General features: G+C 59.3%; 24 protein-coding genes and 2 tRNA genes. 9 read left to right on the forward strand and 17 right to left on the reverse strand.

Annotated elements, in window-relative coordinates; genetic code table 11:
• Window positions 1-19: 19 nt before the first annotated feature.
• From BHE81_RS13325 to mltB, 14 genes are all read right to left on the reverse strand, one after another.
• Window positions 20-448, reverse strand: a complete 429-nt coding sequence (locus BHE81_RS13325; RefSeq protein WP_002914355.1) for a YqaA family protein — start codon at window positions 446-448, stop codon at window positions 20-22.
• A complete protein-coding gene (yqaB, locus tag BHE81_RS13330) occupies window positions 445-1,011 on the reverse strand; it encodes a fructose-1-phosphate/6-phosphogluconate phosphatase (RefSeq protein WP_004174701.1) in 567 nt (188 codons plus the stop codon). The genes BHE81_RS13325 and yqaB overlap by 4 nt, the downstream gene beginning before the upstream one ends.
• A 125-nt stretch (window positions 1,012-1,136) precedes the next feature.
• Window positions 1,137-1,451 (reverse strand): BON domain-containing protein, encoded by a 315-nt coding sequence (locus BHE81_RS13335; RefSeq protein ID WP_002914359.1) that lies wholly within the window; start codon window positions 1,449-1,451, stop codon window positions 1,137-1,139.
• A gap of 355 nt (window positions 1,452-1,806) precedes the next feature.
• Window positions 1,807-1,883: transfer RNA gene (locus tag BHE81_RS13340), tRNA-Arg, on the reverse strand.
• Window positions 1,884-1,887: 4 nt separating this feature from the next.
• Window positions 1,888-1,980, reverse strand: a tRNA-Ser gene (locus tag BHE81_RS13345).
• A gap of 322 nt (window positions 1,981-2,302) precedes the next feature.
• The gene (gene csrA / locus BHE81_RS13350; RefSeq protein ID WP_000906486.1) at window positions 2,303-2,488 is read right to left on the reverse strand and encodes a carbon storage regulator CsrA; all 186 of its coding nucleotides are present in this window, start codon (window positions 2,486-2,488) and stop codon (window positions 2,303-2,305) included.
• Window positions 2,489-2,851: 363 nt separating this feature from the next.
• The gene (gene alaS, locus BHE81_RS13360; RefSeq protein ID WP_002914765.1) at window positions 2,852-5,479 is read right to left on the reverse strand and encodes an alanine--tRNA ligase; all 2,628 of its coding nucleotides are present in this window, start codon (window positions 5,477-5,479) and stop codon (window positions 2,852-2,854) included.
• 250 nt (window positions 5,480-5,729) lie between these two features.
• The gene (gene recX, locus BHE81_RS13365) at window positions 5,730-6,230 is read right to left on the reverse strand and encodes a recombination regulator RecX (RefSeq protein WP_023301547.1); all 501 of its coding nucleotides are present in this window, start codon (window positions 6,228-6,230) and stop codon (window positions 5,730-5,732) included.
• Between the two features lie 67 nt (window positions 6,231-6,297).
• The gene (recA, locus tag BHE81_RS13370) at window positions 6,298-7,356 is read right to left on the reverse strand and encodes a recombinase RecA (protein WP_002914769.1); all 1,059 of its coding nucleotides are present in this window, start codon (window positions 7,354-7,356) and stop codon (window positions 6,298-6,300) included.
• 90 nt (window positions 7,357-7,446) lie between these two features.
• Window positions 7,447-7,944 (reverse strand): nicotinamide-nucleotide amidase, encoded by a 498-nt coding sequence (pncC, locus tag BHE81_RS13375; protein WP_002914771.1) that lies wholly within the window; start codon window positions 7,942-7,944, stop codon window positions 7,447-7,449.
• A 139-nt stretch (window positions 7,945-8,083) separates the two neighbouring features.
• Complete coding sequence (locus BHE81_RS13380; protein WP_032424086.1) at window positions 8,084-8,962, reverse strand: metal ABC transporter substrate-binding protein; 879 nt, start codon at window positions 8,960-8,962, stop codon at window positions 8,084-8,086.
• A gap of 7 nt (window positions 8,963-8,969) precedes the next feature.
• Window positions 8,970-9,833, reverse strand: a complete 864-nt coding sequence (locus tag BHE81_RS13385) for a metal ABC transporter permease (RefSeq protein WP_002914775.1) — start codon at window positions 9,831-9,833, stop codon at window positions 8,970-8,972.
• A complete protein-coding gene (locus tag BHE81_RS13390) occupies window positions 9,830-10,540 on the reverse strand; it encodes a metal ABC transporter ATP-binding protein (protein ID WP_015958867.1) in 711 nt (236 codons plus the stop codon). The genes BHE81_RS13385 and BHE81_RS13390 overlap by 4 nt, the downstream gene beginning before the upstream one ends.
• A 336-nt stretch (window positions 10,541-10,876) precedes the next feature.
• On the reverse strand, window positions 10,877-11,956 hold the full coding sequence (gene mltB / locus BHE81_RS13400) for a lytic murein transglycosylase B (RefSeq protein WP_023342628.1): 1,080 nt from the start codon (window positions 11,954-11,956) through the stop codon (window positions 10,877-10,879).
• Between the two features lie 276 nt (window positions 11,957-12,232).
• Here mltB and BHE81_RS13405 point away from each other — a divergent pair, with 276 nt between their 5' ends.
• The 7 genes from BHE81_RS13405 to gutQ all read left to right on the forward strand — a co-directional run bounded on the left by BHE81_RS13405 (window position 12,233) and on the right by gutQ (window position 17,256).
• Window positions 12,233-12,796: a PTS glucitol/sorbitol transporter subunit IIC gene (locus BHE81_RS13405; protein ID WP_023342627.1), complete on the forward strand. Its 564-nt coding sequence runs from the start codon at window positions 12,233-12,235 to the stop codon at window positions 12,794-12,796.
• Window positions 12,793-13,773: a PTS glucitol/sorbitol transporter subunit IIB gene (locus tag BHE81_RS13410; RefSeq protein WP_004149462.1), complete on the forward strand. Its 981-nt coding sequence runs from the start codon at window positions 12,793-12,795 to the stop codon at window positions 13,771-13,773. Before BHE81_RS13405 ends, BHE81_RS13410 begins: the two co-directional genes overlap by 4 nt.
• 13 nt (window positions 13,774-13,786) lie before the next feature.
• Complete coding sequence (srlB, locus tag BHE81_RS13415) at window positions 13,787-14,149, forward strand: PTS glucitol/sorbitol transporter subunit IIA (protein WP_004174693.1); 363 nt, start codon at window positions 13,787-13,789, stop codon at window positions 14,147-14,149.
• Between the two features lie 12 nt (window positions 14,150-14,161).
• Complete coding sequence (gene srlD / locus BHE81_RS13420; protein ID WP_023342626.1) at window positions 14,162-14,941, forward strand: sorbitol-6-phosphate dehydrogenase; 780 nt, start codon at window positions 14,162-14,164, stop codon at window positions 14,939-14,941.
• A 157-nt stretch (window positions 14,942-15,098) separates the two neighbouring features.
• Window positions 15,099-15,458 (forward strand): transcriptional regulator GutM, encoded by a 360-nt coding sequence (gene gutM / locus BHE81_RS13425; RefSeq protein WP_004145754.1) that lies wholly within the window; start codon window positions 15,099-15,101, stop codon window positions 15,456-15,458.
• A 66-nt stretch (window positions 15,459-15,524) separates the two neighbouring features.
• A complete protein-coding gene (gene srlR / locus BHE81_RS13430) occupies window positions 15,525-16,298 on the forward strand; it encodes a glucitol operon DNA-binding transcriptional repressor SrlR (protein WP_002914817.1) in 774 nt (257 codons plus the stop codon).
• A complete protein-coding gene (gene gutQ, locus BHE81_RS13435; RefSeq protein ID WP_023342625.1) occupies window positions 16,291-17,256 on the forward strand; it encodes an arabinose-5-phosphate isomerase GutQ in 966 nt (321 codons plus the stop codon). The genes srlR and gutQ overlap by 8 nt, the downstream gene beginning before the upstream one ends.
• Here the strand turns inward: gutQ and norR are convergent.
• Entirely contained in the window at window positions 17,219-18,769 is a 1,551-nt protein-coding gene (gene norR / locus BHE81_RS13440; RefSeq protein WP_023342624.1) for a nitric oxide reductase transcriptional regulator NorR, read from the reverse strand. The two genes, gutQ and norR, sit on opposite strands and share 38 nt — an antisense overlap.
• A 187-nt stretch (window positions 18,770-18,956) precedes the next feature.
• Here norR and norV point away from each other — a divergent pair, with 187 nt between their 5' ends.
• On the forward strand, window positions 18,957-20,405 hold the full coding sequence (norV, locus tag BHE81_RS13450) for an anaerobic nitric oxide reductase flavorubredoxin (RefSeq protein WP_004145759.1): 1,449 nt from the start codon (window positions 18,957-18,959) through the stop codon (window positions 20,403-20,405).
• A complete protein-coding gene (gene norW / locus BHE81_RS13455; RefSeq protein WP_110246440.1) occupies window positions 20,402-21,535 on the forward strand; it encodes an NADH:flavorubredoxin reductase NorW in 1,134 nt (377 codons plus the stop codon). The genes norV and norW overlap by 4 nt, the downstream gene beginning before the upstream one ends.
• A 96-nt stretch (window positions 21,536-21,631) precedes the next feature.
• Here the strand turns inward: norW and BHE81_RS13460 are convergent, their stop codons facing one another.
• Together BHE81_RS13460 and hypF are read right to left on the reverse strand one after the other, a co-directional pair.
• Window positions 21,632-22,645 (reverse strand): HoxN/HupN/NixA family nickel/cobalt transporter, encoded by a 1,014-nt coding sequence (locus BHE81_RS13460; protein ID WP_023342623.1) that lies wholly within the window; start codon window positions 22,643-22,645, stop codon window positions 21,632-21,634.
• Window positions 22,642-24,256 (reverse strand): carbamoyltransferase HypF (gene hypF / locus BHE81_RS13465; RefSeq protein WP_228268715.1); only part of this gene is annotated, 1,615 nt, incomplete at its 5' end. The genes BHE81_RS13460 and hypF, both read right to left, overlap by 4 nt.

Consider the following 24,256-nt stretch of genomic DNA (forward strand, 5'->3'; position numbering starts at 1 on the left):
GGATGAACTGTCAGTCCAATTAGTGCCACCACGTCATGCCCTGAAGCGTCGCTGCCGCAATAGCGATATAGCGCAGCGCCTTACCAAGGCATAAGAAAAAGAGTACCGGTCCCCAGGAAATGCGCATCCATCCCGCCAGCAAACACAGTAAATCGCCGACAACCGGCGCCCAGCTCAGTAAGAGCGTGACCGCGCCGTAGCGCTTAAGCCAGCCGGCCGCCCGCTCCTGCCAGCGCGAGGTTTTGCGCAGCGGAAACAAGCGCCCCAGAATAACGTTAGTTACCCCTCCAAGGCTATTGCCGATTGTTGCTATTAATACTAACCACCACGGATGACTGACCCCCGCAAGTAGCATAGCCACCAGCACAACCTCCGAATTGCCGGGGAGCAGCGTGGCGCTTAAAAAGCTACTGGCAAACAGCGAGGTGAGTGACAGCGCGTCGCTCACAGCAAACGCACGTCAACTGCGTCCATTCCCGCGCGCTTCGCCGCCTGCAGACCAAAGTCGGCATCTTCGAAGACGACGCATTTTTCCGGCGCGACGCCCATGCGCTCGGCGCACAGCAGGAAGGTATCGGGCGCGGGTTTATGGTTGACCACATGATCGGCCGCCACCACCGCGGAGAAGTAATGACGCAGCCCCAGGTGCGCCAGCAGCGCTTCGGCGACGGCGCTCTCGCTGCCGGTTCCCACCGACATCGGGCGACGGCCGTGCCATGCCTTAACCACCTCAATCAGCGGCAACGGGCGTACGCTGTCCAGCAGCATCGCTTTGACGGCCTGGGTTTTTTCCTGCGCCAGGCGATGTGGATCGAGATCGGCCTGGTTGAGTTCGATAATCGCCTGGGCGATTCGCCAGGTTGGTGAGCCATTGAGCGCGACCATCGCCTGTTCGTCGAAACGCATACCGTAGCGGCCCAACACCTCGTTCCATGCCTGCCGATGGGTCGGCTCGGTATCGAGAATGGTGCCATCCATATCAAAGATCAGTCCTGCGTAACCTTCGTACATTGTCTTCTCACCAACCGGTTTGGGAATGATTACTGTAACGCAAAAGCCCGCCGTTGTCGCGGCCAGCGGCGCAGACGACAAAGGCGCCCTCAGGCGCCCCCAAACATTAGGCCGGATAACCAGCCTTATTTAATACGCAGATCGTTCTCGACCATTCGCACGCCCTGCACTCGGCGTGTGACTTCTACGGCTCGTTTAGCGCTCTCCGCGGAGGAGACAAATCCGCTCAGCTGGACGCGGCCTTTAAAGGTCTGGACGCTAATTTCTGAGGACTTAATGTCTTTATCGTTAAAGAGCGCCGTTTTCACCTTGGTGGTCACCACGGTATCGTCAATATAGCCGCCCGTACTCTCCTTTGTAGCCGATCCCGCACAGCCAGCGAGGGCCGTCGTTACCAGCAGCGTCGCGCAAAAAGCAGGTATTGCTTTGAACCATTTCATGGATTTCTCTCCTTGCATTTATCTCAGCCTGATAACGCTGATATACAAGGATAAATTATAGTGGAAAGCGCGTCTTGCCAATAAAAAAGTCAGGATGAAGCCAGTGATGGAAAACGAGGTAATCGGGATGGTGAGAGAAGAGTGAAGATTATGCATTCAGAACGGGTGCTGCGATAATTTCGCAGCCTACGCAACAACATCGTCGTTGTTACTGAGGAGAATATGGTGCATCCGGGAGGATGACTCGGCTACGCCTCGCCCTTTGGGCCGTTGCTTACGCAACGTTATCCCCCCTGGTGCTGGCGATGATTTCGCAGACCATAAAACAACGTCGTCACTGTTATTAAGGAGAATATGGTGCATCCGGGAGGATTCGAACCTCCGACCGCTCGGTTCGTAGCCGAGTACTCTATCCAGCTGAGCTACGGATGCAAAATGGCGGTGAGGCGGGGATTCGAACCCCGGATGCAGCTTTTGACCGCATACTCCCTTAGCAGGGGAGCGCCTTCAGCCTCTCGGCCACCTCACCACACACGCCTCTTTCGAGTGCTTCGAAGAACTTGTTTCTGCTCTTCGTCGCTGCGATGGCGCACATATTACTTTCTGGTACTTATAAGTCAAACACTTTTTCGAGACCTTTTTTCGTTTGCACACTTCGCACGCAATTCGCGTGCAAAAACGGCAAAAAGGGCAATTTATCAACAGGAAATCAGCCCTGACGCTGGCATAACGCCAAACGACCAAAGCGGCAAAGGGTAATGAAAAGCGTTATGGCGCAGGGGGAAAAAACAGAAAAAGGGAAAAAGCGGCGGTAAGTGATGCGCCTCACTGCACAGCGAGGCGCGGAAACCTTAGTAACTGGACTGCTGGGATTTTTCAGCCTGAATACGCTGGTAGATCTCTTCACGGTGAACAGACACTTCTTTAGGGGCGTTTACGCCAATACGAACCTGGTTACCCTTCACCCCTAAAACTGTCACAGTGACCTCATCTCCAATCATGAGGGTCTCACCAACTCGACGAGTCAGAATCAGCATTCTTTGCTCCTTGAAAGATTAAAAGAGTCGGGTCTCTCGTATCCCGGCATTATCCATCATATAACGCCAAAAAGTAAGCGATGACAAATACCTTAGGGTATAAGCAGTCATGGCATCACATTCTGTTAAACCTAAGTTTAGCCGATATACACAATTTCAACCCGACTTTATCGTTATCAGTGTTTCTGACGCAAGGTGCCATAACCCTCTGGTTATGGCACCTATACCCCTCATACTTCAAGTTGCATGCGTGTTGGCTTTCCTCGCTCACCCCAGTCACTTACTTGAGTAAGCTCCTGGGGATTCGCTGCGTCGCCGCCTTCCTGCAACTCGAATTATTTAGGGTAAATGCGTTTATAGTTATTACAGTTTTGCGCTGACCCAGCCTTTCACACTGGCTAACGCTGCAGGGAGAGCAGACGCATCGGTACCACCGGCCTGCGCCATATCCGGACGACCGCCCCCTTTACCGCCCACCTGCTGGGCGACCATACCAACCAGCTCCCCTGCTTTCACGCGGTCTGTCACATCCTTAGACACACCTGCAATCAGAGAAACCTTACCATCCGCTACCGTAGCTAATACAACGATCGTCGAACCGAGTTGGTTCTTCAGATCGTCAACCATGGTACGCAGCATTTTCGGCTCAACGCCGGTCAGTTCGCTGACCAGCAGCTTAACGCCGTTAATCTCTTCCGCTTTGCTGGAGAGGTTTGCGCTCTCCTGCGCCGCAGCCTGCTCTTTCAGCTGCTGCAGCTCTTTTTCCAGCTGACGGGTACGCTCCAGCGCGGCGCGAACCTTCTCGCCGAGATTGTGGCTGTCACCCTTCAGCAGCTGAGCGATATCATTAAGCTGATCGCTCTGCGCATGCAGGATGGCCATCGCGCCTTCGCCAGTCACCGCTTCGATACGGCGCACGCCAGCAGCGGTGCCAGACTCTGACGTGATGCGGAACAGGCCGATATCGCCGGTACGCGCCGCGTGAGTCCCGCCGCACAGCTCCGTGGAGAAGTCGCCCATCCGCAGAACGCGCACGCGATCGTCGTATTTCTCGCCAAACAGCGCCATGGCGCCGGATGCGCGCGCGGCATCGATATCCATAATGTTGGTTTCGATAGCCAGGTTACGACGGATCTGCGCGTTGACCAGGTCTTCCACCGCACGAATTTCTTCCGGCTTCATCGCTTCAAAATGCGAGAAGTCAAAGCGCAGCGCTTTATCATTGACCAGCGAACCTTTCTGCGCCACATGGGTGCCGAGCACCTGGCGCAGCGCCGCGTGCATCAGGTGCGTCGCGGAGTGGTTGAGACGGATACGCTGACGGCGAGCCTCATCTACGTCGGCCTGCACCGCGTCACCCACTTTCAGTGTGCCGCTGGCGACTTTACCGATATGACCAATAGCCTGGCCGTACTTCTGCGTGTCGCTGACTGCGAAAGAGAAGCCCGCGCCTTTTAATTCGCCTTTATCGCCCACCTGGCCGCCGGACTCCGCATAGAACGGGGTCTGGTCAAGGATCACCACCGCTTCCTGGCCAGCGCTAACGCTATCCACCGCTTTGCCGTCGATAAACAGGGCGGTAACCTTGCCGTTCAGCTCCAGATGATCGTAGCCTTTAAATTCAGAGGCGCCGTCAACGCGGATCATCGCATTATAGTCGGCGCCGAAACCGCTGGACTCGCGCGCGCGGCGGCGCTGCTCTTCCATTGCGGCTTCAAAACCAGCTTCATCAACCTTGATGTTGCGCTCGCGGCACACATCGGCGGTCAGGTCGACCGGGAAGCCGTAGGTGTCGTACAGACGGAAGGCGGTTTCGCCGTCCAGGGTGTCGCCTTTCAGCTTCGACAGCTCCTCATCCAGCAGCGCCAGGCCGCGCTCGAGGGTGCGGGCAAACTGCTCTTCTTCGGTTTTCAGCACCTGCTCAACCTGAGCCTGCTGCTGCTTCAGCTCGTCGCCGGCGGAGCCCATCACATCGATCAGCGGGGCAACCAGTTTCCAGAAGAAGGTGTCCTTCGCGCCCAGCATGTTGCCGTGACGGATCGCGCGGCGAATGATACGACGCAGCACGTAGCCGCGGTTTTCATTCGACGGGATCACGCCGTCGGCAACCAGGAAGGCGCAGGAGCGAATGTGGTCGGCGATAACGCGCAGCGACTTGTTCGTCAGATCGGTCGCGCCGGTGACTTTCGCCACGCTGGCGATCAGATCGCGGAACAGGTCGATGTCATAGTTGGAGTTAACGTGCTGCAGCACCGCGGCAATACGCTCCAGACCCATACCGGTGTCGACGGACGGCTTCGGCAGCGGCTCCATGGTACCGTCAGCCTGACGGTTGAACTGCATGAAGACGATGTTCCAAATCTCAATGTAACGGTCGCCATCTTCTTCCGGGCTTCCCGGAGGGCCGCCCCAGATGTGATCGCCGTGGTCAAAGAAGATTTCGGTGCACGGGCCGCACGGACCGGTGTCGCCCATCTGCCAGAAGTTGTCAGAAGCAAACGGCGCGCCTTTGTTGTCGCCGATGCGGATAATACGCTCGCGCGGAACGCCTACTTCATTGGCCCAGATGTCGAAAGCTTCGTCATCGGTCTCGTAAACGGTAACCCACAGTTTTTCTTTCGGCAGTGCGAACCAGTTCTCACCGGTCAGCAGTTCCCACGCGTATTTGATGGCATCCTGCTTGAAGTAATCGCCAAAGCTGAAGTTGCCCAGCATTTCAAAGAAGGTGTGGTGACGCGCGGTGTAACCGACGTTTTCCAGATCGTTGTGTTTACCACCCGCACGCACGCAACGCTGTGCGGTGGTCGCACGCGAATAATTACGTTTGTCGAGACCAAGGAAGACATCCTTGAACTGGTTCATCCCTGCATTGGTAAACAGCAGGGTCGGATCGTTGTGCGGCACCAGGGAGCTGCTGGCAACTACCTGATGTCCCTTGCTATGGAAAAAGTCGAGAAACGCCTGACGGATCTCAGCGGTGCTCTTGCTCATAATTATCCTGAAATCAAGCTACACGTCATCCTTCAAGTCGCCTCTGTCCTGGCTGCGCTTGCTCTTCCGGCACCGAACTGACGTACGTTGCGAAAGAGAGTCTCTCTTGCCGCCCTGATGCAGCTTGAATGATTTTGTGTAAAGGAATAATCGCCCAGGCCGCTGCCTGCACAGTCACAACCAGCGGCCCGACGGAATAAAGTGGGAATAAGATAAGTTTTCTTTACGGCGAAGTAAAATCCCGGATGGGTCAATCTGCAAAATTTCGCCAGATTTCCTGGATATCTTCCATCAGGTAGCCGCGGTAAAGCAGGAATCGCTGAACTTTCACTTTTTCAGTAAAGGCGGAAGGTAACGGTTCGCCGTATTTACGCTGTGCCTGCTCCCTGGCAAGACTCACCCAGTCGATATCGCATTCGCGCATCGCCTGTTCTACGGCCTGACGCGCGATCCCTTTCTGACTGAGTTCCTGGCGAATGCGCGCCGGACCATAGCCTTTGCGGCTCCGGCTGGCGATGAACTGGCCGACGAAGCGGTTGTCGTCAAGGTAGCGGTTTTCGATACACCAGGCGACAACCTGCTCCAGCTCGTCGGGGGTGACGTCCAGCGCCTCAGGACCGTTTTTGCTCATCACCGGAGCGACCAGCTTGCGTCGCAGCTCCTGCTCGCTGTGGTCGCGCATCGCCAGAATGCGGATAGCACGGTCCAGCAGGCGGGCGTAGCCGGAGCGGCGTGATGAAGGTTCAGTCACAGGCACCTCGATAATCTCACAAAGCAAAAGGGCTGCCTAAGCAGCCCTGTCAGTCTTGCAGACGATATCAGAAATCCTGTTCGGTTTCTTCTGCGTCGTTGCCGTCAACAACGAAGTCTGGCTTCGCATCCTGATTGTTGAGCAGCAGTTCGCGCACTTTCTTCTCAATCTCTTTTGCCGCCGCCGGGTTCTCTTTCAGCCAGGTGATCGCGTTCGCTTTACCCTGACCGATTTTGTCGCCGTTGTAGCTATACCAGGCACCCGCTTTCTCAATCAGCTTCTCTTTCACGCCGAGGTCTACCAGCTCGCCGTAGAAGTTGATGCCTTCGCCGTAGAGGATCTGGAATTCGGCCTGTTTAAACGGCGCGGCGATCTTGTTTTTCACCACTTTGACGCGGGTTTCGCTGCCGACGACGTTGTCGCCCTCTTTCACCGCGCCGATGCGGCGAATGTCCAGACGCACAGAGGCGTAGAACTTCAGCGCGTTACCACCGGTAGTGGTTTCCGGGTTACCGAACATCACGCCAATTTTCATACGGATCTGGTTGATAAAGATCAGCAGCGTGTTGGACTGCTTCAGGTTACCCGCCAGCTTACGCATCGCCTGGCTCATCATACGCGCCGCAAGGCCCATGTGAGAGTCGCCGATTTCGCCTTCGATTTCCGCTTTCGGCGTCAACGCCGCGACGGAGTCGACGACGATAACATCAACCGCACCAGAGCGCGCCAGCGCGTCACAGATCTCCAGCGCCTGCTCGCCGGTGTCCGGCTGAGAACACAGCAGGTTGTCGATATCGACGCCCAGTTTGCGTGCATAGACAGGATCCAGCGCATGTTCAGCATCGATGAACGCACAGGTTTTACCTTCACGCTGCGCTGCGGCGATAACCTGCAGCGTCAGGGTGGTTTTACCGGAGGATTCCGGACCGTAGATCTCGACGATACGGCCCATTGGCAGACCGCCGGCGCCCAGCGCGATATCCAGAGAAAGCGAGCCGGTGGAGATGGTTTCCACATCCATGGTGCGGTCTTCACCCAGGCGCATGATGGAGCCTTTACCGAATTGCTTTTCGATCTGGCCCAGTGCAGCCGCCAACGCTTTCTGTTTGTTTTCGTCGATCGCCATTGTTACTCCTAATCATGCAGGGTAAAGCGTGTTCGCTTCGCCGTTAATATTTGTTCAGTTGAGGCAATTATACTGTATGGTCATACAGTATCAAGTGTTTTGTAGAAATTGTTGCCAGAGCAGATTTAGCGCATAGGCCGTCGCCTGACGACGCACCGCTTCGCGGTCTCCGGCAAAGCATTCCCGCCGCGTCACCCCTTGCCCGCTCACGCTGGCGACGCCGAACCATACCGTGCCGACCGGCTTTTCGACGCTGCCGCCATCCGGCCCGGCGACGCCGCTAACGGAGATGGCATAATCCGCACGCGCCGCGCGCAGCGCGCCAATCGCCATCTCCACCACCACCGGTTCGCTTACCGCGCCGTTGTCGCGCAGCGTCGCTTCGCTGACGCCGATCATTTGCGATTTAGCTTCGTTGCTGTAGGTGACAAAGCCGCGTTCAAACCACGCCGAGCTGCCGGCAATATCGGTGATCGCTTTCGCAATCCAGCCGCCGGTACAGGATTCCGCCGTGGTCACCGTCGCCCCACGCGCCTTCAGCGCCCGGCCAATCTTCTCGCTTAGCTGCATTAATTCTGAATCGGTCATTATCGCCCCGCTTTGCTCTGGATAAAGAGGCCATCAGAGATAGCACTTTCGACAGAGATATGGGGATGAAGTGGCGATTTTACGAGGGGGGATCCAGAAATGGGTCGTCCTGTGATAACCAGGACGACCAGACAACCTGTTACTTCATGCTGTTAGCGATAAGCTCAACGTTGTGACGCATCATTTTGACGTAACTATCGGCGACGCCGCCCGGCTTAGATAGCGCTTCCGGATAGAGTTCGCCCCCCGGCTGCGCGCCGGTGGCGCTGGCAATCTGCTTCACCAGCCGCGGGTCAAGCTGGTTCTCCATAAACCAGGTATGGACGCCATCCGCTTTGATTTGCTTAATCAGCGCCGCCACCTGCGCCGCGCTGGCCTCGCTCTCTGAAGAGAGCCCCTGTGGCGCGAGGAAGGTCACGTGATAAGCCCGGCCAAAATAGCCGAAAGCGTCATGGCTGGTCAGGACCTTGCGCTTGGCCAGCGGAATGGCGCTGAACTGCGCTTTCGCCCAGCCGTCGAGAGACGTCAGCTGGTCGATATAGCGCTTGCCGCTGCTGGTCAACGCCGCTTTATCTTCCGGGTCGGCTTTCACCAGACCATCGAGGATATTCTGCGCATACAATGCGCCGTTCGCTGCGCTGTTCCAGGCGTGGGGATCGGTCACCGTTTTACCCTCTTCATCAAGGATATGGGTCTTGACGCCTTTCGATGCCACCACCAGCTCGCCCTTAAAACCAGAGGCCTTAATCAGGCGATCCAGCCACCCTTCCAGCCCCAGGCCGTTAACCACCACCACGTCGGCCTTGCTGAGCAGCGCGCTATCCTTCGGAGACGGTTCGAAGGTGTGCGGATCGCCGTCCGGGCCGACCAGGGTATCCACATGGACATGCTCCCCGCCGACCTGCTGCGCTATATCACCCAACACCGAAAAACTGCTTACCACATTCAGCGTTTTCGCCATGGCCCCCTGCGCCATCAGGCCGAGGGCCAGCGCGACCACTATTGCACTACGTTTCATCATTTCCTTACCCCATCAATGTGCGCCAACCGACCAGCAGCCGGCTGCGCGTGCCAAAAAATAGCGAAACAAAAAACAGTGCGCTGGCGGTCAGCACAATAGCGGGCCCGGCGGGAAGACTAATCGCCCAGGAGAGGCTTAATCCCAGCCAGGCGCAGAGCGCGCCCATTCCCGCCGCCAGCAGCAGAATGCCCGGCAGCGTGCGCGCCCAGCAGCGCGCGGCGACCGCCGGGAGCATCATTACCCCTACCGCCATCAGCGTGCCGAGCACCTGAAACCCGGCCACCAGATTAAGCACCAGCAGCGCCAGAAAAAGCCCATGCAGCAGCGCAGGCAGCCGCCGGTGATTCACCTGCAGCCAGGCGCTGTCGAACGCCTCGCAGACCAGACCGCGGTAGCACAGCGCAATGCACAATAGCGTCAGGCTGGCGACGCCGCTGACAAACAGCGCCGCATCGCGGTCGACCGCCAGAATGGAGCCAAACAGCAGATGCAGGAGGTCCACGCTGGAACCGCGCAGCGACACCAGGGTGACGCCCAGGGCCAGCGAGCCCAGATAAAATCCGGCAAAACTGGCGTCCTCTTTTAACGGTGTCCGCCGGCTCACCCACCCGGCCACCAAGGCAACCACGATACCGGCGATGAAGCCGCCGAGGGTCATGGCCAGCAGCGACATGCCGCTCAGCAGATACCCCACCGCCACGCCGGGGAGAATGGCGTGCGACAGCGCATCGCCCATCAGGCTCATGCGCCGCAGCAGCAGGAAGACGCCCAGCATGGTGGTGCTCAGCGACAGCGCCAGACACACCACGAGGGCCCGACGCATAAAGCCGAATTCAATGAAAGGCTGAAAGAAGGTGTGCCAGATCATGCCGACCTCACATGACTGAAGGCCGGGAGCACCGCCCGGGTAGCGCCCCAGCAGGCGCGCTGGGGAGTCAGCAGCAGCGTCTCGGGGAAAAAGTCGGCCACCCGCTGGTTATCATGCAGCACCGCCAGGATGGTCTGTCCCTGCCGGTGCATCTCGAGGATCAAATCCATTAGTTCGCGACTGGTCGCTTCGTCGATACCGGTGAAGGGCTCGTCGAGCATCACCAGCGGCGCCTGCTGCACCATCACCCGGGCAAATAGCATGCGCTGAAACTGGCCGCCGGAGAGCGCTTCGATCGGCGTTTTCGCCAGGCCCGCCAGCCCGACCCGCTCCAGCACCGCGCCGATGCGTCGCCGGGTGCCGCCCCCCAGACCGCGCAGCAGCGACACGCCGGGCCATGCGCCCTGGCTTACCACATCCTGCACGTTGAGAGGAAACTGCGACTCGAGGGCATGGCGCTGCGCCAGCCAGCCGATCACCGGCCGTTTTCCCTGCCAGCGCAGGCGGCCACTGACCGGCGGAAGAAACCCGGCGAGGGTTTTCAGCAGCGTTGATTTTCCGCAGCCATTGAGGCCAACAATTGCCGTCAGGCTGCCGGGGCATATCATCCCGCTCAGCGGAGGGGTGATCGCTACCCCGTCATAGCCGGCGACCAGCTGCTCCAGTTCAATCATGGCAGCGTCACCGCCCACCAGGTTGCTAACCATAGCGCCGCCAGCAGCACGCCTGCGATGGCCGCGCGCGTCGCGGCGGATGCCATAAAAATCGATGTGAACATACCCCTGCCTCAACTTGATGTTATAACATAACAATAACGAAGCGAAGAAAGAATGTAAATCAGCGTCAGTCAGCGGAAATGTAACAAAGGTCAACAAGAGGCATGGAGACGGGAAAAACGGGGGATAAGCGCGGCCTTACCGGCGTCATCCCCCGGTCGCGCTGCGCTTCCCGGGGCTAGCAACCGGATACCAGACCGTAGCCCGGATAAGGCGCTACGCGCCGCTATCCGGGGAGGCTGGGAAATTGTCAGCCGGATGAAAGGATTAATAACCGCCGCGGGCCTGCGCAACCGCCAGACCCAGCTGCCAGACAGCCATCGCGTAGTGGGTGCTGTGGTTGTAGCGGGTGATGGTGTAGAAGTTCGGCAGCCCGTACCAGTACTCATAGCCGGTGCCGACGTCCAGCCGCAGCAGGCTGGCCTGCTGATGGTTACCCAGCGGCTGGGTCGGGGTCAGCCCTGCGGCCGCCAGCTGCGAAACGCTGTATTTAGTCTTGAAACCATTCTCCAGCCGCGGGGCCTGCCCCAGCGCCTGCACCGCCACCAGATCGCCGCTCACCCAGCCATGCTGTTTGAAGTAGTTGGCCACGCTGCCGATAGCATCCACCGGGTCCCACAGGTTGATATGTCCGTCACCGTTAAAATCGACCGCATACTGCTTATAGGAGGACGGCATAAACTGACCGTAGCCCATCGCCCCGGCGAAAGAGCCTTTCAGATCCAGCGGGTCGTCGCTTTCGCTGCGCGCCATTAGCAGGAAAGTTTCCAGCTCCGACGAGAAGTATTCGGCGCGGCGCGGGTAGCTAAACGACAGCGTCGCCAGCGCGTCGAGGATCCGGGTTTTGCCCATCACCCGGCCCCAGCGAGTCTCCACGCCAATAATGCCGACGATGATTTCCGGCGGCACGCCGTAAACCTGATAAGCGCGGTTGAGCGCGTCCTGATACTGATTCCAGAACACCACGCCGTTCTGCACATTATCCGGGGTAATGAACTGTTTCTTGTAGCGCAGCCAGGCGCCGGTCGGCCCGGTTGGCGGCAGGCCGGTCGGCGCCTGACGATCCATCAGACGCAGGACGTAATCCAGGCGCTTTGCCTGCGACAGGATCTCCTGCAGCTGCTGCCTGTCGAAGCCGTGCTTCGCCACCATCTTATCGATGAACTGCGCCGCCGCCGGGTTGTTGGCGAAGTCGCCGCCCATCTGCATCACGTTATGCTGCGGTTCCAGCAAAAAGCCGCCGGTTCCACTCGCCATCTCTGTTTCCGCGGGGGTCTTGGGTTTGCTGCTGCAGGCAGCGAGGAGCACACAAAGGGGAAGTAAAGCCAGATAGCGACGCTTCAACATGGGAATTCCGTTTAACAAATTCAGCAAGGGATAATTATGGTAAAGCATGCGACGACCAACAAGAAAGCGACAATCTGTTTGTAGACAAAATAGTCCTTCAACTGCTCCTCCCCTGCGTGCTTTCATGCCCTGCAACATTTCATCTCGCCCGCATCATCTTTCAAAATAAAATATTTATCTTTCATTTTGCGATCCATTTAACACTTTTAAACCTTTCAAAATGATTAAAATCAACCTGCGATTAGCAAGAAAAATAACATGCTGAAGGAGAGAACAATGATTGACGTCGTGACCCACGGCGCGGAGTGGTTTATCGGCCTGTTTCAGAAAGGCGGCGAGGTATTTACCGGCATGGTGACCGGGATCCTCCCCTTGCTGATCAGCCTGCTGGTGATCATGAACGCGCTGATCAACTTTATCGGCCAGCAGCGGATCGAGAAGCTGGCGCAGCGCTGCGCCGGAAACCCAATCTCCCGTTACCTGCTGCTACCCTGCATCGGCACCTTCGTGTTTTGTAACCCAATGACGTTAAGCCTCGGCCGGTTTATGTCAGAGAAGTATAAGCCCAGCTATTACGCGGCGGCGTCGTATAGCTGCCACTCAATGAACGGGCTGTTTCCACATATCAACCCCGGCGAGCTGTTCGTCTATCTCGGCATCGCCAACGGCCTCACTACCCTCGGCCTACCGCTCGGTCCGCTGGCGGTGAGCTACCTGCTGGTCGGGCTGGTGACTAACTTCTTCCGCGGCTGGGTCACCGACCTGACCACCTCGATTTTCGAGAGAAAAATGGCGATTCAGCTTTCCCAGAAAGTGCATCTGTCAGGAGCGACATCATGACCCGTATTCGTATAGAGAAAGGCACCGGCGGCTGGGGCGGCCCGCTTGAGCTCGACGCCGTCGAAGGCAAAAAGATCGTCTATATCACCGCCGGCACCCGCCCGGCGATCGTTGACCGCATCGCCAGTCTGACCGGCTGGCAGCCGGTGGACGGGTTTAAAGAGGGAGAACCAGCGGAAAGCGACATCGGCGTGGCGATTATCGACTGCGGGGGCACCCTGCGCTGCGGGCTCTATCCTAAACGCCGCATCCCGACGGTGAATATCCATGCCACCGGCAAATCAGGGCCGCTGGCCCAGTACATCACGGAAGATATTTATGTCTCCGGCGTCAAAGAGGACAACATCCAGTGCATCGCTCCCGACAGCGCAGGGGTTTCCGAGCCGCCGGCGGAAAACAAGAGCGCGGGTCGCGATTACGACACCAGCAAGAAGATTACTGAACAGAGCGATGGCCTGCTGGCGAAGGTCGGGATGGGCATGGGTTCGGTGGTGGCGGTGCTGTTCCAGGCCGGGCGCGACACCATTGATACGGTGCTGAAAACCATTCTGCCGTTTATGGCTTTCGTCTCGGCGCTGATCGGCATCATCATGGCCTCCGGCATCGGCGACTGGATCGCCCACGGCCTGGCGCCGCTCGCCAGCCATCCGCTGGGGCTGGTAACCCTGGCGCTGATTTGCTCTTTCCCGCTGCTGTCGCCGTTTCTCGGCCCCGGCGCGGTGATAGCTCAGGTGATCGGCGTGCTGATCGGCGTTCAAATCGGCCTCGGCAACATTCCGCCGCACCTCGCCCTGCCCGCCCTATTCGCCATTAACGCCCAGGCCGCCTGCGATTTTATTCCGGTAGGCCTGTCGCTAGCCGAAGCCCGCCAGGATACCGTGCGCGTCGGCGTGCCGTCGGTGCTGGTCAGCCGCTTTCTGACCGGCGCACCAACGGTGCTGATCGCGTGGTTCGTTTCCGGATTTATTTACCAGTAAGAGGTTCCTGCAGATGACTGTGATTTACCAGACCACCATTACGCACATCGGCGCCTGCGCGACGATGGCGCTGGAAGAGCAAATGCTGATCACCTTCCGCGAGGGCGCCCCGGCGGATATCGAAGAGTACTGCTTTATTCACAACCACGGCGAGCTTGCTGGCACGCTGCAGCCGGGGGCAGAGCTGCAGCTTGGCGAACAGCGCTACCCGGTGACCGCCGTCGGCGAGGTCGCTGAACAAAACCTGCGCGAGCTGGGCCACATCACCCTGCGCTTTGACGGCCATCGTGAAGCGGAGTTCCCAGGTACCGTCCATGTGGCGGGCCCGGTGCCGGACGCCATCGCGCCCGGCTGCGTACTGAAGTTTGTTGCTTAAAAGGAGAGAGAGATGAATCAGGTTGCTGTTGTCATTGGCGGTGGACAAACCTTAGGAGAGTTTCTGTGCCGCGGGCTGGCCGCCGAGGGCTACCGCGTGGCGGTGGTCGATATTCAGAGCGAAAAAGCCAGCCGCGTCGCCCAGGAGATTAACGCTGAGTATGGCGAAGGTATGGCGTACGGCTTCGGCGCCGACGCCACCAGCGAGGCCAGCGTCACCGCCCTGGCCCACGGGGTGGATGAGATTTTTTCGCGCGTCGACCTGCTGGTGTACAGCGCCGGGATCGCCAAGGCGGCGTTTATTAGCGACTTCGCGCTGGGGGATTTCGACCGCTCGCTGCAGGTCAATCTGGTGGGCTATTTTCTCTGCGCCCGCGAGTTCTCGCGGTTGATGATCCGCGACGACATTAAGGGGCGGATCATTCAGATCAACTCGAAATCCGGCAAAGTCGGCAGTAAGCACAACTCCGGCTACAGCGCGGCGAAGTTCGGCGGCGTCGGGCTGACCCAGTCGCTGGCGCTGGATCTGGCGGAATATGGCATTACCGTGCATTCGCTGATGCTCGGCAATCTGCTGAAGTCGCCGATGTTCCAGTCGCTGCTGCCGCAGTATGCCACCAAGCTCGGTATCGATGAGAGCGAAGTCGAGCAGTACTACATCGACAAGGTGCCGCTGAAGCGCGGCTGCGAATATCAGGATGTGCTGAACGTATTGATGTTTTACGCTAGCCCACAGGCGTCGTACTGCACCGGGCAGTCGATCAACGTCACCGGCGGCCAGGTGATGTTTTAACAGGTTCCCGGATGGCGCTGCGCTTATCCGGGCTACAAAACTGTAGGTCGGGTAAGGCGTTAGCCGCCACCCGACAAAAAAACGGCACCGCGGGTCGCTCGGGTTAGGCGCTCGCGCCGTGACCTGGGCTGTTCCCGCCCCCCTTAAGGAGAGACCTATGGTTACTGCATTAATCATCGTCGCCGCCATCGCCTGGCTTACCCAGCTGGCCTTTGGCGGCTGGCAGATCCGCCGCTTCAATCGCGCCTTTGATAGCCTGTGCCAGCAGGGGCGGGTGGGCGTCGGCCGCTCCGCCGGGCGCTTTCAACCGCGCGCCATCGTCGCCATTGCCGTCGATGATAACGACCGCATTAGCGACACGCTGCTGATGAAAGGCTTCACCATTTTCGCCAGTCCGCAAAAGATCCCGGCTCTGGCAGGCAAACATATTGCGGAATTGCAGCCTGATGTGATCTTTCCCCATGATCCGCGCTGTCAGAATGCACTATCATTAGCGCTTAATCCGAAACATGGATAATTTCGTTGTAAAAGTAAATATCTTGCGAAATTATCACTTCGAAACTTAAACGCAGGATAGACGCCTATGAAACCACGTCAGCGCCAGGCAGCCATTCTCGAGTTCCTGCAGTCGCAGGGAAAATGCTCGGTCGAAGAGCTGGCGCAACACTTCGATACCACTGGCACCACCATCCGCAAGGATCTGGTCACGCTGGAAAACGCCGGCACCGTCATTCGCACCTACGGTGGCGTGGTACTCAACAAGGATGAAGCCGATCCGCCGATTGACCATAAAACGCTGATCAACACCCATAAAAAAGCCCAGATTGCCGAGGCCGCCGTGCGATACATCCACGATGGCGATTCAATTATCCTCGACGCCGGCAGCACCGTGCTGCAGATGGTGCCATTGCTGAGTCACTTTAATAACATCACGGTGATGACCAACAGCCTGCATATCGTCAACGCGCTATCAGAGTTCGATAACGAGCAGACCATCCTGATGCCGGGCGGCACCTTCCGTAAAAAATCGGCCTCTTTTCACGGCCAGCTGGCGGAAAACGCCTTCGAACAGTTCAGCTTCGACAAGCTGTTTATGGGCACCGACGGTATCGATCTGAACGCCGGAGTCACTACCTTTAATGAGGTCTATACCGTCAGCAAAGCGATGTGCAACGCCGCCCGCGAAGTGATCCTGATGGCCGACTCATCCAAGTTTGGTCGTAAAAGCCCCAATATTGTCTGCGGCCTTGAACGCGTGGATAAATTGATTACCGATGCCGATATTGACCCGGAATTCCAGCGGGCGCTGGAAGCCAAAGGCATTGAAGTCATTATTACTGGAGAACATCATGAATAACTTTTTGTTAGAGGCCGGACGCCAGACCCTGATGCTTGAGCTGCAGGAGGCGAGCCGCCTGCCGGAGCGCCTGGGCGACGACTTCATCCGCGCGGCGGAAACCATTATCCACTGCGAGGGCAAACTGATTGTCTCCGGTATCGGTAAATCCGGCCACATCGGTAAAAAGCTGGCGGCAACCTTCGCCAGCACCGGCACCCCGGCCTTTTTCGTCCATCCGGCGGAAGCCCTGCACGGCGATCTCGGCATGCTCGATAGCCGCGACGTGATGCTGTTTATCTCCTACTCCGGTAGCGCGAAAGAGCTGGATCTCATCGTGCCGCGGCTGGAAGAAAAAGGCATTCCGCTGCTGGCGATGACCGGCAAATCCACCTCGCCGCTGGCGCTGGCGGCGAAAGCGGTGCTGGATATCGCCGTGGAGCGCGAGGCCTGCCCGATGCATCTGGCGCCAACCTCCAGCACCGTCAACACGCTGATGCTGGGCGACGCGTTGGCGATGGCGGTGATGCAGGCGCGCGGTTTCAATGAAGAGGATTTCGCCCGTTCCCACCCGGCGGGCGCCCTCGGCGCGCGGCTGCTGAACAAAGTGCATCACCTGATGCGCCGCGACGAAGAAGTGCCGCGGGTCAATGCCGAGGCCAACGTCATGGACGCCATGCTTGAACTAAGCCGAACCGGGCTCGGCCTGGTGGCGGTCTGCGATGAAGCCAACCGCGTGCAGGGCGTTTTCACCGACGGCGACCTGCGCCGCTGGCTGGTTGCTGGCGGTACGCTCAACGATGGCGTCACTCGGGCGATGACCCGCAACGGCGTAACGCTGCAGGCGGATAGCCGCGCGGTGGAAGCCAAAGAGCGGCTGATGAAACACAAAATCAGCGCCGCGCCGGTAGTGGATGAGAACGGCCAACTGGTCGGCGCCATTAACCTGCAGAACTTTTACCAGGCGGGGATCCTTTAAGCCCCAGACGTTTCGCCAGCCGATGCAGGTTGGCGACGTCCAGTTCCAGCGCTCGGGCGGTCGCCGCCCAGTTGCCCTGGTTCGCCTCCAGCGCGCGGCTAATGGCTTCTCGCTGAAAAGAGTCGGTCGCCTCGCGCAGATTGATGTTTCCCGTCGCGGGCGCCGCTGCCGCCGTCTCAGTCGGCAACATCGGCGCCGCCACCGCAAACTGGAAATGCTGCGGCTCCAGGACCACTTCATCACCGGCCTGGGTGGCCCGCGCCAGCACCACCGCCCGATGGATAGCATGCTCCAGTTCGCGCACGTTGCCCGGCCAGGACCACTGCTGCAGCCGGTTTCGCGCCGCCTCAGCCAAAATGACCCGCGCCAGCCCCATCCGCAGGCGGCACTGCTCGCAGAAATAGCCCGCCAGCACCACCACGTCACTTTCCCGCTCGCGTAGCGGCGGAACCGACAGCGGGAAGACGCTCAGCCGATGGTACAGATCGGCGCGAAAGCGCCCTTCCACCACCTCCTGGCGCAGATCGCGGTTCGTCGCCGCCAGCACCCGCACATCGACCCGCAGGCTGCGGTCATCGCCGACGCGCTGAATATCGCCATACTGCAGCACGCGCAGCAGTTTGGCCTGCAGCGCCAGCGACAGTTCGCCGATTTCGTCAAGAAACAGGGTGCCGTTATCCGCCATCTCAAATTTACCGCTGCGGTTGCTGATAGCCCCGGTAAATGCCCCTTTCACATGGCCGAACAGCTCGCTCTCCGCTACGCTTTCCGGCAGCGCCGCGCAGTTGAGGTACACCAGAGGGTTGGCGGCTCGCAGCGACCCCTGATGCACCGCCTTCGCCACCAGCTCTTTGCCGGTGCCGGTTTCGCCGCTGATCAGCACGTTTAAATCCGAGGCGGCGACGATATCGATCTCTTTTTTCAGCTGCAGCATGGGCCCCGACAGGCCGATGATCTCCTGGCGCTCCGGCAGCGGGTAATTCACCGCCTGCGCCGGCAGGACGTTTTGCGCTTCAAGGCGGGCGATAAGCAGCGCATTATTCAGCGCCCCGGCCACCAGCGCGGCAATCAGCCGCAGCTCTTCATCGCTGAAGCTATCGAAACGATCGGCATCCATGCCGTCCAGGGTCAGCGCGCCAATCAGCGTCTGCCCGGCAAACAGCGGCAGTCCCACGCAGGCATGGACTTTGAGGCTCTCATGACCGGGGATCAGCCCGTCATAGGGGTCGGGCAGGTCGCTATCCGCCGGGAAGCGCACCACATCCCCGGCGCGCGCAATCGCCTCCAGCCGCGGGTGTCCTTCCAGGGCAAAGCGCCGACCGAGCACATCCTGCGCCAGGCCATCGATCGCCAGCGGCACAAACTGATGCGCCTCATAGCGCAGCAGCGCCGAGGCATCGCAGCCAAGAATTTGCCGCAGGGTAGTAATCAGGCGCGAAAAGCGGTCGGTGTGACCAATATCACTTTGTAAATCTATGGCGATTCTCGCCAGCTCGTCGACGGAAAAACTCATTGCCGCTCCATTGTCATTTTGACAATACGCATTGTCATATCGACTATTTTAACCATTGTCATTTTGACAACAACCAAAATCAGAAAAAATTAAAAAAAGATAATTATCAATGAATTAAAAAGTTGGCACGCAACTTGATATAAGCCAGTCAACTGAGTTTAAACACACTGTATTGATTGAGGTTGCTATGTCTATTGTGGTGAAAAATAACATTCTTTGGGTTGGCCAACGTGACTGGGAAGTGCGTGATTTCCACGGCACCGAATATAAAACGCTGCGCGGCAGCAGCTACAACAGCTATCTCATCCGCGAAGAGAAAAACGTGCTGATCGATACCGTCGATCATAAATTCAGCCGCGAGTTCGTACAGAACCTGCGCCGCGAAATCGACCTCGCCGACCTCGACTATATCGTCATTAACCACGCCGAAGAGGACCATGCCGGCGCGCTGACCGAACTGATGATGCAGATCCCGGATACGCCGATCTACTGCACTGCCAACGCCATCGACTCGATCAACGGCCACCATCATCATCCGGAGTGGAACTTCCACGTGGTGAAAACCGGCGATACTCTCGACATCGGTAACGGTAAACAGCTGATCTTCGTGGAAACGCCGATGCTGCACTGGCCGGACAGCATGATGACCTACCTGACCGGCGACGCGGTGCTGTTCAGCAACGACGCCTTCGGTCAGCACTATTGCGACGAACATCTGTTCAACGACGAAGTGGACCAGACTGAACTGTACGAACAGTGCCAGCGCTACTACGCCAACATTCTGACGCCCTTTAGCCGCCTGGTAACGCCGAAAATTACTGAAATCCTCGGCTTCAACCTGCCGGTGGAGATGATTGCCACCTCCCACGGCGTGGTCTGGCGCGATAACCCGACGCAAATCGTCGAGAAATACCTCGAGTGGGCGGCAGATTATCAGGAAGATCGCATCACCATCTTCTACGACACCATGTCCAATAATACCCGCATGATGGCGGACGCCATTGCCCAGGGGATCACCGAGGTTGACCCACGGGTAGCGGTGAAAATCTTTAACGTCGCCCGCAGCGACAAAAACGACATCCTCACCAATGTTTTCCGCTCGAAAGGCGTACTTGTCGGCACGTCCACCATGAACAACGTGATGATGCCGAAAATCGCCGGGCTGGTGGAAGAGATGACCGGGCTGCGTTTTCGCAATAAACGCGCCAGCGCCTTTGGCTCGCACGGCTGGAGCGGCGGCGCGGTAGACCGCCTGTCCACCCGCCTGCAGGATGCCGGCTTTGAGATGTCGCTGAGCCTGAAAGCCAAATGGCGCCCGGATATCGACGCGCTGGAGCTGTGCCGCCAACACGGTCGCGACATCGCCCGCCAATGGGCCCTCTCGCCGCTGCCGGTTGCTGAAGCAGCGACAACGCCGGAACCACAGGACTGCGCCTGTGCCGCGGCCGCGGCCGCCGATCTCGGTCCCATGATGCAGTGCAGCGTGTGCCAGTGGGTCTATGACCCGGCGAAAGGCGAACCTAATCAGGATGTACAGCCGGGTACGCCGTGGAGCGAAGTGCCGGACAATTTCCTCTGCCCTGAGTGTTCTCTTGGCAAAGATGTCTTTGACGTACTGGCGACGGAGGCAAAATGAGTGATGGCATCGTCATCATCGGCTCGGGCTTCGCGGCCCGCCAGCTGGTGAAAAATATTCGTAAGCAGGATGCGCAAATCCCGCTGACCCTCATCGCCGCCGATAGCATGGATGAATACAACAAACCGGACCTCAGCCATGTCATCAGCCGCGGACAGAAGGCCGACGATCTGACCCTGCAAAGTGCCGGCGAGTTCGCCGAGCAGTACACTCTGCGTCTGTTTCCCCATACCTGGGTAAGCGATATCGACGCCGAAAACCGGTTAGTGAAGAGCCACGATAACCAGTGGCGCTACGACAAACTGGTGCTGGCCACCGGCGCGACGCCGTTTATCCCGTCGGTGCCGGGGCGCGAGCTGATGCTAACGCTCAATAGCCAGCGCGAATATGGCGCGGCGCAGAGCCGGCTGCACGACGCGAAGCGCGTGCTGATCGTCGGCGGCGGCCTGATTGGCTGCGAACTGGCGATGGATTTCTGCCGCGCCGGTAAAGCGGTAACGGTAGTCGATAACTCCGCCAGCGTGCTGGCGGCGCTGATGCCGCCGGAGGCCAGCAGCCGCCTGCAGCATCGGCTCACCGAGATGGGCGTACATCTGATGCTGAAAACGCAGCTGGAGGGGCTGGAGCAAACCGCCGACGGCATTCGCGTCAGTCTCGATCGCCAGCGCGCGATAACCGTCGATGCGGTGGTGGCCGCCGCCGGCCTGCGCCCGGAAACGTCGCTGGCGCGCCACGCCGGACTGCAGATTAACCGCGGTATTGTGGTCAATAGCCAGCTGCAAACCAGCGACCCGGCGATTTATGCGCTCGGCGACTGTGCGGAAATCAACGGCGTGGTACTGCCGTTCCTGCAGCCGATTTTACTCAGCGCCATGTGCCTGAGTAAAAATCTGCTGGCGCAGGCGGGAGAACTCAAGCTGCCGCCAATGCTGGTGAAGGTGAAAACCCCGGATCTGCCGCTGCATCTGGCCGGCGACACCCGCCGCGACGATCTGACGTGGAACATCGTAGCCGCCAAAGAGGGGCTGATGGCGAAAGGCGTGGATGCCGAAAACCAGCTGCGCGCCTTTGTGGTCAGCGAAGACAAAATGAAGGAAGCCTTTGCGCTGCTCAAACAACTGGTAAGTTGATGGTTTTCCCGGCTTGCGGCGTAAACGCCTTAGCCGGGCTACGGTATTGTCCTGGTAGCCCGGCTAAGCGCAGCGCAAGCCGGGAACATATCCAGCCTAGCGCGCCAGATTGTCGTAGCCGCGCCAGCGATAGTTAAGCACCGATAGCGCCCAACAGGCGACAAACAACCCGACCACCACAAATCCGGCGTCGCCGAGGTTGTCGTTTAACGCCCCTACCCAGCGCCATATTCCGCCGCTGAGCGCAAACTTATCCATCAGCAAACCCAGCGCTTCCAGGCCGCCGATAAACAGCGCCGCCACCACCGAGGTGCCGGTGATGGTCATATTGTAATAGAGCTTGCGCTGCGGTTTGCTGAACGCCCAGCCGTAGGCGCCGACCATCAGCACGTTATCGAGGGTATCCACCAGCGCCATACCACTGGCGAACAGCGCCGGGAAGACCATAATCGACCAGACGGAAATCCCGCTCGACGCACCGGCGGCGGAGATACCCAGTACGCCGATTTCGGTGGCGGTATCAAAACCGAGACCAAACAGGAAACCGACCAGGTACATCTGCCAGCTGCGGCTTATCAGACGGAAGGTCTTGCCAAACAGCCAGCTCATCACCCCGCCGCCGCTGACGATTTCGTCGCTCACCGGCTCTCCGCGCTTCCATGCCCGAAAGCTGCGCCACACGCTGCGTAAAATCACCAGGTTGATAAAGGCCATCGCCAGTAAAAACAGGGCCGACACGGCGGTGCCGATAACGCTACCGGTATCATGCAGCCAGCTCATCTGCGTGCTGAAGGCGGTGGCGGTCGCGGCAATCGCCGCCGAGGCCAGCACCACAATCGATGAGTGGCCCAGCGAAAACCACGCCCCGACGGCGAAAGGCCGCCGCCCCTGCTGCATCATCTTGCGGGTCACGTTATCAATCGCCGCAATATGGTCGGCGTCCACCGCGTGGCGCAGGCCGTAGCCCCAGGCCAGCAGGCTGGCGGCCATCAGCGCGCCGCTGTCGCCAAAGGCCTGCAGCGCCCAGCACCAGGCCAGAAAATTCGCCGCGATCAACCCCAGCACCAGACCCGCGGCGCGCGGCTGCTGGCGTAAAACTGTCATTATCATGGTTGTATTCCTTGAGCCTGCCCGCGGGCGGCGGCGATCACCGCCTGACCATAGGCGATTGCGCCGTCGCCGGCCGGCAACTGCTGTGCAAACAGCAGAGTAAAATCCGCCAGATAAAAGGTCAATCGCGCCGCCAGCAGGCGGTTATGCAGCACCCCGCCGCTGCAGACCATCGTGTCGATGCCGCGGACGGTGGCGCAGTCGCGGGCCATCGCCGCCAGTCCACAGGCCAGGGCGTCGTGGAATGCCCAGGCTTTCTGCGCCGGAGTCGCCTGCCAGCTCAGCCATTGCCGCCAGAAGGTCGCTAAATCCAGCGCGTCGTCGCGCCACGGCAGCGTAACCGGGTGGCTGACGCCGGGGCAACTGGCGGCCAGCGCCTCCAGCCGACAGGCCGCTTCGCCTTCATAGCTCAGGCTCTCCGGCGCGCAATCCAGGGCGCAGGCAACGGCATCAAACAGCCGTCCGCAGGATGAAGCGCGCGGCGCGTTAATCCCGCGCTCGATGGCCTGCGCCAGCAGCGGCCAGTTGCGCTGGCGCAGGGTGGCGGCCTGCGGATAATCCTGCCAGTCAGGGACAAAGGCCAGACAGTGGGCCAGCAAATTTCGCCACGGCTGGCGTGCCGCCAGGTCCCCCCCTGGCAGCGCGACGGCCGGCAGCCCGCCAAGATGTTCGCATTCGCGATAGTTGACCCGCAGGCACTCCCCGCCCCACAGCGCGCCGTTCTCCCCCATACCAATACCGTCGAGTGTCAGGGCGATAACGTCCCCGCCGTCAAGCGGCCAGCGGTGCTCCGCCAGGCACGCCGCGGCGTGGGCATGGTGATGCAGCACTGTCTCCAGCGGCAGGGGCAGGGAGGCCGCCCACTGCGTTGAGCGATAGCCGGGATGGGCATCAACCACCACCCGCTGCGGCACAAACGCGTAAATGCTCTGCATCAGCTGCAGGGCGCTGCGCCACTGCTGTTCAACACCTTCCTCGCCAAGATCGCCAAAGTGCTGGCTCAGCACCGCTTCGCTGCCGCGCGCCAGGCAGAAGGTATTTTTCATATCCGCGCCGAGAGCCAGCAGCGGCGGGATGTCTCCTAGCCCTGGCGGCAGCGGCAGCGCGTCCGGGACGTAGCCCCGGGCGCGGCGCAGCATTTCACCGCTTGAGCGCACCAGTGAATCATCCATCCGCTGTACGATGTCGCGATTATGCAAGAGAAAGCCGTCGGCAATGTCGGCTAACTCATTGAGCGCCTGAGCATTACTTAACGTCGGCGGACGGCCGCTAAGGTTGCCGGAGGTCATTACGATGGGGCGCGCCAGGCCCTGCAGAAGCAAATGCTGCAGCGGATTAGACGGCAGCATCACCCCAACTTCCGCAAGCCCTGGCGCTATTTCGTCGCACAGGCCGGAGACCTGCGCTTTGGCAATCAGTACGATGGGCGCCGCCGAGGAGCCCATCAGCGCCGCAGCGGCGGCGGGTAAGCCCGTTGCCGTCGGCAGCATTACCGCCAGCGGTTTTGCCGGGCGGTGTTTTCGCGCCCGCAGCGTGGCAACGGCAGCGGGGTTACCGGCATCGCAGGCCAGATGAAAGCCGCCGATGCCTTTTATCGCCACGATGTCGCCC

Source organism: Klebsiella sp. AqSCr (assembly GCF_008452795.1).
Taxonomy (GTDB): Bacteria; Pseudomonadota; Gammaproteobacteria; order Enterobacterales; family Enterobacteriaceae; genus Klebsiella; species Klebsiella pneumoniae.